The 8,478-nt window shown below is 61.0% G+C and carries 9 protein-coding genes and 2 tRNA genes; 2 read left to right on the forward strand and 9 right to left on the reverse strand.

The window, feature by feature from the left end; genetic code table 11:
• Positions 1–237 (forward strand): ATP-binding protein (locus J6525_RS45240; protein ID WP_225648657.1); only part of this gene is annotated, 237 nt, incomplete at its 5' end.
• A 181-nt stretch (positions 238–418) separates the two neighbouring features.
• Here J6525_RS45240 and J6525_RS45245 read toward each other — a convergent pair.
• From J6525_RS45245 to J6525_RS45255, 3 genes are all read right to left on the reverse strand, one after another.
• Positions 419–508, reverse strand: a tRNA-Ser gene (locus tag J6525_RS45245).
• A gap of 244 nt (positions 509–752) precedes the next feature.
• On the reverse strand, positions 753–1,388 hold the full coding sequence (locus J6525_RS45250) for a hypothetical protein (RefSeq protein ID WP_225649487.1): 636 nt from the start codon (positions 1,386–1,388) through the stop codon (positions 753–755).
• A gap of 532 nt (positions 1,389–1,920) precedes the next feature.
• Positions 1,921–2,196, reverse strand: a complete 276-nt coding sequence (locus tag J6525_RS45255) for a DUF2285 domain-containing protein (RefSeq protein WP_225649488.1) — start codon at positions 2,194–2,196, stop codon at positions 1,921–1,923.
• A gap of 88 nt (positions 2,197–2,284) precedes the next feature.
• Here J6525_RS45255 and J6525_RS45260 point away from each other — a divergent pair, with 88 nt between their 5' ends.
• Complete coding sequence (locus J6525_RS45260; protein WP_225649489.1) at positions 2,285–2,518, forward strand: helix-turn-helix domain-containing protein; 234 nt, start codon at positions 2,285–2,287, stop codon at positions 2,516–2,518.
• A 310-nt stretch (positions 2,519–2,828) separates the two neighbouring features.
• Here J6525_RS45260 and J6525_RS45265 read toward each other — a convergent pair.
• The 6 genes from J6525_RS45265 to J6525_RS45290 all read right to left on the reverse strand — a co-directional run.
• Positions 2,829–2,904, reverse strand: a tRNA-Lys gene (locus J6525_RS45265).
• A 164-nt stretch (positions 2,905–3,068) separates the two neighbouring features.
• A complete protein-coding gene (locus J6525_RS45270) occupies positions 3,069–3,659 on the reverse strand; it encodes a Spy/CpxP family protein refolding chaperone (RefSeq protein ID WP_028332421.1) in 591 nt (196 codons plus the stop codon).
• Between the two features lie 162 nt (positions 3,660–3,821).
• Positions 3,822–5,105: a TRAP transporter large permease gene (locus J6525_RS45275; protein ID WP_092090549.1), complete on the reverse strand. Its 1,284-nt coding sequence runs from the start codon at positions 5,103–5,105 to the stop codon at positions 3,822–3,824.
• A complete protein-coding gene (locus J6525_RS45280; protein ID WP_225649490.1) occupies positions 5,105–5,677 on the reverse strand; it encodes a TRAP transporter small permease in 573 nt (190 codons plus the stop codon). The genes J6525_RS45275 and J6525_RS45280 overlap by 1 nt, the downstream gene beginning before the upstream one ends.
• 320 nt (positions 5,678–5,997) lie before the next feature.
• The gene (locus J6525_RS45285) at positions 5,998–7,002 is read right to left on the reverse strand and encodes a TRAP transporter substrate-binding protein (RefSeq protein WP_028342401.1); all 1,005 of its coding nucleotides are present in this window, start codon (positions 7,000–7,002) and stop codon (positions 5,998–6,000) included.
• A gap of 619 nt (positions 7,003–7,621) precedes the next feature.
• A partial coding sequence (locus tag J6525_RS45290) for an IS110 family RNA-guided transposase (protein WP_225649491.1) occupies positions 7,622–8,478 on the reverse strand: 857 nt, incomplete at its 5' end.

An 8,478-nucleotide genomic window follows, 5' to 3' on the forward strand; every position in this document is an offset into this window, starting at 1 on the left:
TCGAACCGCAGCGTTGCCGAATGGGGCACCGTGTTCGCCGACCCGGTGGTCGCCACCGCGATCCTCGACCGGCTCTTGCATCACAGCCACGTGCTGACCATCCGCGGCGACAGCTACCGGCTCCGCGCCAAGCGCAAGAGCGGCCTCATCAAGCCGCCCGCCGCTGACGGCCCTCCGGTCGGCTCCGCCTCCCTCCGTCCCGTCAGCGGCGGAGCCAACCTTCAACCAACATCATGAACCCGAGGGTGGGGGCAGTTCTTCATGACGCAAAGGGGGCAGTTCCGGATGGCGTTTGACAACAGCTGATCTCGGGGACCCGGAAGCGCCGCGAGGAGCGAACAAAAGCAGCCGGTTTGTATAGACGCGGCCGTTTGTCGGAATGACAACTACGAGGGCTAACCTAAGCTATTGAAAAGCTTGGTGGGCGCACCAGGGCTCGAACCTGGGACCCGCTGATTAAGAGTCAACCATGGATTGAGAACAATCAATGACTTGCCGGTCGCATCCCCGGGCTTGTCCGACCGAAAATGGGCATCCGTCGCACGGTCATAATCGTTCGTTGCATTGCCTGTTAACCCTCGTGGCGGGTGCAGGAGAAGTCGCGATCGTGCCGCGCGGCGCCTTGGTTTCGATCCTGCGGTTTGCGGGTAGGAAGAGTCCCAACTTCCTGCCGGAAGCCGGGCTCTGGAGTGTCTGGCAGGCGATCGGGCTCAAGGCACGTTTTGCCGTGACGCAGTCCCCGAACTGTTAGTCTAGTTGGCCCCATTGCTTGGGAACAGCACCTTGTAGGGAATTCCCAACTCATCCACCTCATCGAATTCATGGATGGACAGATAGGGACTGCCCCCTTTCAGAAGCTTTTTCACTTCGGACCGACCGAAGGTGATCCTGTCGAGAAAGCTGCGGATTGCCCTAATCGATTGGTTCGCCCGCTCTACGCTTTCTTTGACGTGGGATTCACGCCGAGCTTTGATCCCAACCGCGAGATCAATGTCGCCCAAATCCGCCTTATCGGTGAGATAGCTGCCAAATACGCGCACCCCAGTAACCTTGTGCGTGAGCTCGTCGCGTTCATTGATGCTGACCACGCGAACCAGAAAGGTTTGGAGTAAGGCTTCGGCCTTCTCTCTCGAAATACGCGAGATGAACCTCGCATTGCATAGCTGCCTCCCAAGAGGTGCAACTAGATAGCGTGTTTTGTCATTCTCGTGACGTATCACATAGCCCGCCCTGACCAGGGCTTCTTCGATTTCCTGCTTTCGGCCGCCATTGACCTTGAACTGCTCTCCAATGGCCTCAGCGGGAAAGCTTTCCTCGTGAAACCTGAGAAAGTCCCGCAACTTGATCAAGCGAACTCCAGCAAGCGTCTCGTTCTTCCCCACCCGCATTATTGGTCTCTCATGATTTGAAGATTTTGCGCCTACATACACGACGGCACAGAAGAGTGGTTAACAGCCACGCATCCTTATTCGCATCCGACAACGCGGTAGACACTTGCTCGGCTGATCCCGACGCGACCCGCGATTGGCTCGCGCCTAGCGCATGTTGTTTTTGCCGGAATCGAGATTCCCAGAGACAATTTCTGATTCAAACTCCACGCTGGGGAACGGCGGCCAGCATGGATGATGCGCTCCTATTCGGAAGACCTTCGCGAACTCGCTCTGGTGATGGGAACCGCCGTGCCAATGACATGTTCGCAACCGTCAATGACCATCTGAAGCGGGTTGTCATTGGGGCCGCAGTCGAACTTAGGTATTGCTTCCTCCGATATGCAGCAGCTAACAAGGATTGCGGCGCAATAGTTACAAACGACCGGGTAGTGGGAAGTCCCTAGTTTGGCACCACGTGGTGCCTCCGGATCACCACACATTGGCTGGGGGATACGAATTCTAAATCCGCGCTTGAATCGACGGATTTCTTCTAATTCGACCCTACACCACGTAAGACACGTCCCCGTTGCGTCATCCATTTAGCACGCGAGAGATGGCTCTGGTATGCGTTGTGCGCGCGGTCCGCTTCACGCTCCGGGTTGATATGTAGGACGATTCGGGCCACGTCCCGCCAGTCCGCCCCCTCACCCTCAGCCTGCAGAAGGCGAATGTAAGTCACAACGTGCTGCTCATCGTAGAATGTCGGCGCCGGCTCAGTGGGAGCCAGGTCAGCCACATCAGGATCGAGCGGCGGTGTCTCCTGCATTATCCCTTCCAATAGCCGCGCCCCAAGGCTGTGAGCTTGAATACTATAGTCTGTAGTCCTTTAGTGTTCAAGGCAACACTGTGAGGGTGTGAAAAGCCCCAATCTGGCCTTCGGAAAAATCATTGCTGGCCTAAGGCTTTCTGCTCGCCTTTCGCAGGAAGAGCTGGCCGATCGGGCGACTATTCATCGGACGTATGTGAGTCAGATCGAACGAGGGCTGAAATCCCCCACGATCGTCATGCTCTTTCGCTTGGCGAAAGCACTTGACACGACCCCCAGCAAGATTCTGCAGCAACTCGAAATTGACATTGGCGCGGCGTGACCATGCGAACGTCTACATCCGTGTCGCGGCTAGGCTGTCCCGCCTTCGGACAATGTGCGGAAGGTCAGAACCGACGGGCAAACAGGTTGTCCGTTTTGCTCGCCCTAATATCCTATTCTACGACGAGCACATAATCGACCTGTACCATCCGATCTGCGCGCTGTATCGAATGGGGTGAAGATACAGAGACAAAGGGAAAGTCGCGTAGCAATGCGGCTGCGCGACTGCCGTCCACAAAAAATGTCGCACGAGACTCGTTTTGGTCTCGACCGCCATCTCGCGAAGGTACTGGAAAAGAAGGCCTTTTCCTTGGTGGGCGCACCAGGGCTCGAACCTGGGACCCGCTGATTAAGAGTCAGCTGCTCTACCAACTGAGCTATGCGCCCGGAACTTGTCCGGAAATGACCCTCGCAAGAGAGCGGTCGTTTAGCAAAGCGATTCCCCGATGTCCAGCAAGCTCAAGCAAGTTTTCCCGACTTTCTGACAACCGAAAGGCCGCCGGAATCCGGCGGCCTTTCATAGGCTTGGCGAGGGTGCCGGCGGACGGCGCTCAGAGCCGGCCGGAGCGCTCCTGATCAGGGCCATCGTCGCGGTCGAAACGGTCGTGATCGAAGCCGCGGCCGCCGCGCTCCCAGCGGTCCATGCCGCGCTCGAGGCGGTGGCGGCGCCAGCCTTCGGCGCCGAAGCCGCGCCCTTCCATATGGGTCAGCATGCTCAGCCGCCGCTTCTGGTTGTCGTCGAGCGTCTTGTAGAGCGGGTCGGCGGCATCGGCGATCTTCGTCAGCGACGTCGCGGTCGCCGCCATGTTGCCGGCGCGCTCGCGCAGGCGGGCGACCGGATCATCCGGCTTCTGCGACTTGTCCGCATCGGTCTTCTCGGCGGCCATCCGCGCATTGGCACGATCGAGCCGCATCTTCGCGAAGTCGCGCACCGCGGCCTCAACCGGCGGCCACAGCTTCTCCTGATCGGCGTTGAGCTTCAGCCCGGCGTGGACGGCGGCGATCCGCGCGTCGAGGAAGGCGGCCCGATCCTCGGGGCTCATCCGCATATGGCCGTGGAACCAGGGACGATGCTGGGCATAGACCGCGGTCGAACCGGCAATCGTGAGCGCCGCGATGCCGGCGAGCAGAACTTTCTTCATACGAACCTCCTTTGAAGGTTGCTCGAAGATGATGCCGCCCGCCCGCGCCTTCAACTTACGGATTGGACAGAGAGAGCTCTGTTACCAAGATGTAATCCGCTTTCATCGCACCGCAGAAACATCCAAGGCGCGAGGTCGCGCTTTGGATGTCTGTTGTTTGCGCTAGATCATTCCGAGCAAGCGCGGCAGCCACAGCGAGATCTCCGGCACGTAGGTGATCAGGCCGAGGAACACCAGCATCGCGCACAGCCATGGTAGGACCGAGATGGTGATCTCGCTGATGCCCATCTTGGCGATACTGCTCGCAATGTAGAGGTTGAGCCCGACCGGCGGGTGGCACAGCCCGACCTCGGTGTTGACGATCATCAGGATGCCGAGATGCACCGGGTGCACGCCGAGCTTGGTCGCCAGCGGAAACAGGATCGGCGCCATGATCAGGAGGATCGACGACGGATCCATCACGTTGCCGGCGAGCAGCAGGATGATGTTGACGACGAGCAGGAACATCCAGACCGAGAAGTTCTTGTCGATGATCCAGGCCGCCATCTCCTGCGGGATCTGCTCGTGCGTCATCAGGAACGAGAACAGCACCGCGTTAGTGATGATGTAGAGCAGCATCGAGCTCATGCTCGCCGCCTGCAGCAGCACCTTCGGCACCTCGGAGAGCTTCAGCTCCTTGTAGACGAATACGGTGATGAAGAAGGCGTAGGTCGCGGCGACCGCTGCGGCTTCGGTCGGCGTGAAGATGCCGCCATAGATGCCGCCGAGCACGATCACGATCAGCAGCAGGCCCCAGATGCTTTCGCGGAACGCCGTGAACTGCTGGCCGATGGTCGCGCGCGGCATCTTCGGATAGCCGTTGCGCTGCGCGACGAAGAAAGTCACCGCCGCCAGCATCAACGCGAGCACGACGCCCGGCACGATGCCGGCCATGAACAGCGCGCCGATCGAGGTGTTGGTGGAGACGCCGTAGAGCACCAGGATGATCGAGGGCGGCACCAGGATGCCGAGAGCGCCCGAGGTCGAGATCACGCCGACGCCGAACCGCTTCGGATAGCCGTGATCGACCATCGCCGGCATCATGATCGAGCCGATCGCAACCACGGTGGCGACGCTCGAGCCCGAGATCGCCGCGAACATCGCGCAGGCCGCGACGCCGGCCAGCCCAAGGCCGCCGGGCAGATGCCCGACCAGCGAGGTGGTGAACGCGATCATGCGCCGCGCGACGCCGCCGCGGGTCAGGAAGGTGCCCGCCAGGATGAAGAACGGGATCGCCATGATGCCGAAATTGTCGAGGCCCGAAAACAGCTTCAGGCCGACGCTCTCGATCGGCACCTCGGTCATCGTGAACAGGAAGGTGAGCACGGTCAGGCCGAGCGAAATCGAGATCGGCATGCCCGTCAGCATCAGGGCAAAAAGCAGTCCGAAAATAAGTGCAGCGCTCATCACGCTTCTCCAAGCGCGACGGGCGCGGTCTTGCTGGTCTCGACGCCATCGACATGGGAGGCGTCATGGTGCGGCAGGTCGTCGGTCCACCAGTAATTCCAGCACACCTGCAGGAAGCGGAAGCACATCAGATAGGAGCCGAGCGGGATGCAGGCGTAGACGATCCAGCTCGGGATCTCGAGATCCGGCGAGACCTGGTCGGTATGCATCAATTCGAACACGAATTTGGCGCCCATGGTGCCGACGATCCCGGTGAATAGCGCGCCGCCGAGCAGGCCGAAGGTGATGGTGCGCTTGCGCCAGAAATCGTTGAGCCGGTTGATCAGGACGTCGACGCCGACATGGACGCCGGCGCGCACGCCATAGGCGGCGCCGAACTTCGCCATCCAGATGAACATGTAGATGCAGAGTTCCTGCGACCAGGCGAGATTGATGCCGAACAGGTACGGATAGAGCGCGGGAACGTCGACCAGAAAACGGTGCACGACCGTGACGAAGGTCAGCAGCGTCGCGGCCCCCATCAGGCTCGCGATGATGATTTCCTCGAGCCGGTCCAGAATTTTAAGCAGCATTGATCTCCCCTGTCATGGCCTGATGCGGCAACCGGCCACGGCACCCTGGCCGCGGCCTCACGCGGCCGCGGCGTTCACTATGTTTGCGGTTCAAGTCCCGCGTGACTGTTGCCGTCGATCGGAGCTGCCTCCGATCTACCTCGCCCCGCGTGCGGGGAGAGGTCGAAATTCAAGCGCAGCTTGAATTTCCGGTGAGGGGGAGCTTCCGCGAGCACATCTGGAGCCGCGTTCGCGGAGAAGGCCCCTCACCCCACCCCTCTCCCCGCAAGAACGGGGAGAGGGAGCTCGTCTGGCATCGCCTCAGCGGCGAAGCATCGCAGCTAGTTCATCGGGCTGCGGCCGGTTTCCTTGAGGAATTCGTCGATCAACGGCTGGCCGACGCGCGATGCCACGTCCTTGTAGACCGGCATCATCGCCTTGCGCATCGCCTCGTCCTGCTCCGGCGTCAACGCGACGATCTCGGTCTTGCCGGCCTTCTTGATCTCGGCGAGCGCGTCGTCGTTTTCCTTGGCCGACTGGCTGTTGCCGAACTCGGTGGCTTCCTTCATTGCCTTGGAGAGCTGCTCGCGGATATCGGCCGGCAGGCCGTCCCAGAACTTCTTGTTCACGACCACGACGTAGCCGATGTAGCCGTGATTGGTGACGGTGGCGTACTTCTGCACCTCATGCATTTTCTGGGTGTAGATGTTCGACCAGGTGTTCTCCTGGCCGTCGACCACGCCGGTCTGCAGCGCCTGGTAGACGTCGGAGAATGCCATCACCTGCGGGATCGCGCCGAGCGCGCGGAACTGGGCTTCCAGCACCTTCGACGACTGGATGCGGAACTTGAGCCCCTTGTAGTCGGCGGGCGCGACCAGCTTCTTGTTCGCGCTCATCTGCTTGAAGCCGTTGTCCCAATAGGCGAGACCGGTCATGCCCTTAGAATCCAGCTTCTTGAGCAGCTGGGCGCCGAGCGGCCCGTCGGTGACCTTCCGCAGCGACTTCAGGTCGGGCAGGATGTAGGGCAGATCGAAGACTTCGAATTCCTTGATGCCGATCGGGCCGAACTTCGAGTTCGACGGCGCCAGCATCTGCACCGCGCCGAGCTGCAGCGCCTCGAGCTCTTCCTTGTCCTTGTAAAGCGTCGAGTTCGGGTAGACCTCGACCTTCACCTTGCCGCCGGTGTACTTCTCGGCGAGTTCCTTGAACTTGTCGGCCGCCTTGCCCTTCGGCGTATCCGAGGCCACCACGTGGCTGAATTTGAGAACGATCGGCGACTGCGCCGCCGCAGGCCCGACAAAGGTCAGAGCCGCGATCGACGCCGCAGCCAATATGAGTTTACGCATGTTTCCTCCCGCGTAATTGCGGAGCGCGAATACCGGCCCCGAGACATCCGGTCGCACCATTACAGACAAGCAAAGACGATTGCCATTGCCCCTTTAGCAGGGGCCAATTGCACCATTGCTGCACTGCAAAATTCGATGCGGCGGTATCCCCTTCGGCTCTTGCGACCGTTCAATGACACCGCCCGCACGCTGTGCCCGGCCACGGCAATGAGGTCAATGCGAGGTTTGGCAATGGCGGGTTCGCCGGGCGCGAATGCTGCGCGTGTTTCTTGCCGGCTGTCGCCCTGCGAAAACAGAGATCCATACGCCGCGGCAAATCTTGCAGATGTGACTCTTCGTTGTCGTCCTGGCGAAAGCCAGGACCCATATGTGGACGGCCCCCGTGGCACAAGAGCTGTTTGGTGAGATCGGATCGCTTGCATCCATATGTCCGGCCTGTTGGGTGCGATCGAATGGATCGCTGGCCAAGATGGTTTGCGCGATGCGAGTTCCAAACAACCACGCGGCCTGTTGGCGGCCGATGGGTCCTGCGGACTGTCTCGCATCGTTGCTCGATCGATCGCTCCATCTGCTCCTGCAGCTCCGGGTCGGCTGACGAGCGAGCCCGCCGGCTAATCGATTAGGCGGCGGCTGTCATGGGATTCATCCGTGCCGCCTCGTAACTCTCGCCCGTTGCCATCAGCTTCCAGGCGATACGGGCCACTTTGTTGGCGAGCGCCACGGCCGCAAGCTTCGGCGGCTTGCGCTTGATCAGGGCCAGCAGCCAGCGCGAGTGATGACCGCGTCCCCGCCTGGCCTGCTGGATCACCGCTGTGGCCCCGACCACCAGCAGACGGCGCAAGTTCTCATCGCCAGCCCGCGTGATCTTGCCAAGCCTGGTCCTGCCGGCGGTGGAGTGGTCCTTGGGTGTCAATCCCAGCCAGGCCGCAAAATGACGACCAGAACGGAACGTGCGCGGATCAGGTGTCTTCATCACCAGCGCGGTTGCAACGATCGGACCGACCGAGGGGATCTGAGCCAAGCGCCGGCCCGTGGCATCGCCGCGGTGCCAGGCCATCAGCTTGGCCTCAACCGCCTTCAACTCACCCTCGAGCCTGGCGCGCTCCCGGCCCAGCACCACAAACAGCTCGCGCGCCAGAACCGGAAGCGTCTCGTCCTGCGCAATCCGCACCAGCAGCGGTTCGATCGCGTCCAGTCCCTTGGGGGCGATCAGGCCATACTCCGCCGCATGGCCGCGTATCGTATTGGTCAGCTGGGTGCGCCGGACGATCAATCCGTCGCGGACACCCATCAGCATCAGCGCGGCCTGCTGCTCGGCCGTCTTCACCGGCACGAAGCGCATGCTCGGCCGGCTCATCGCTTCACACAGGCCTTCTGCATCCCGCCCGTCATTCTTGTTCCGCATCACGTAGGGTTTGACCAATTGCGGTGCCATCAGCTTCACCTCGTGACCGAGCTTGGAAAGCTGACGCGCCC

The organism is Bradyrhizobium australafricanum (assembly GCF_020329495.1).
Classification (GTDB): domain Bacteria; phylum Pseudomonadota; class Alphaproteobacteria; order Rhizobiales; family Xanthobacteraceae; genus Bradyrhizobium; species Bradyrhizobium australafricanum.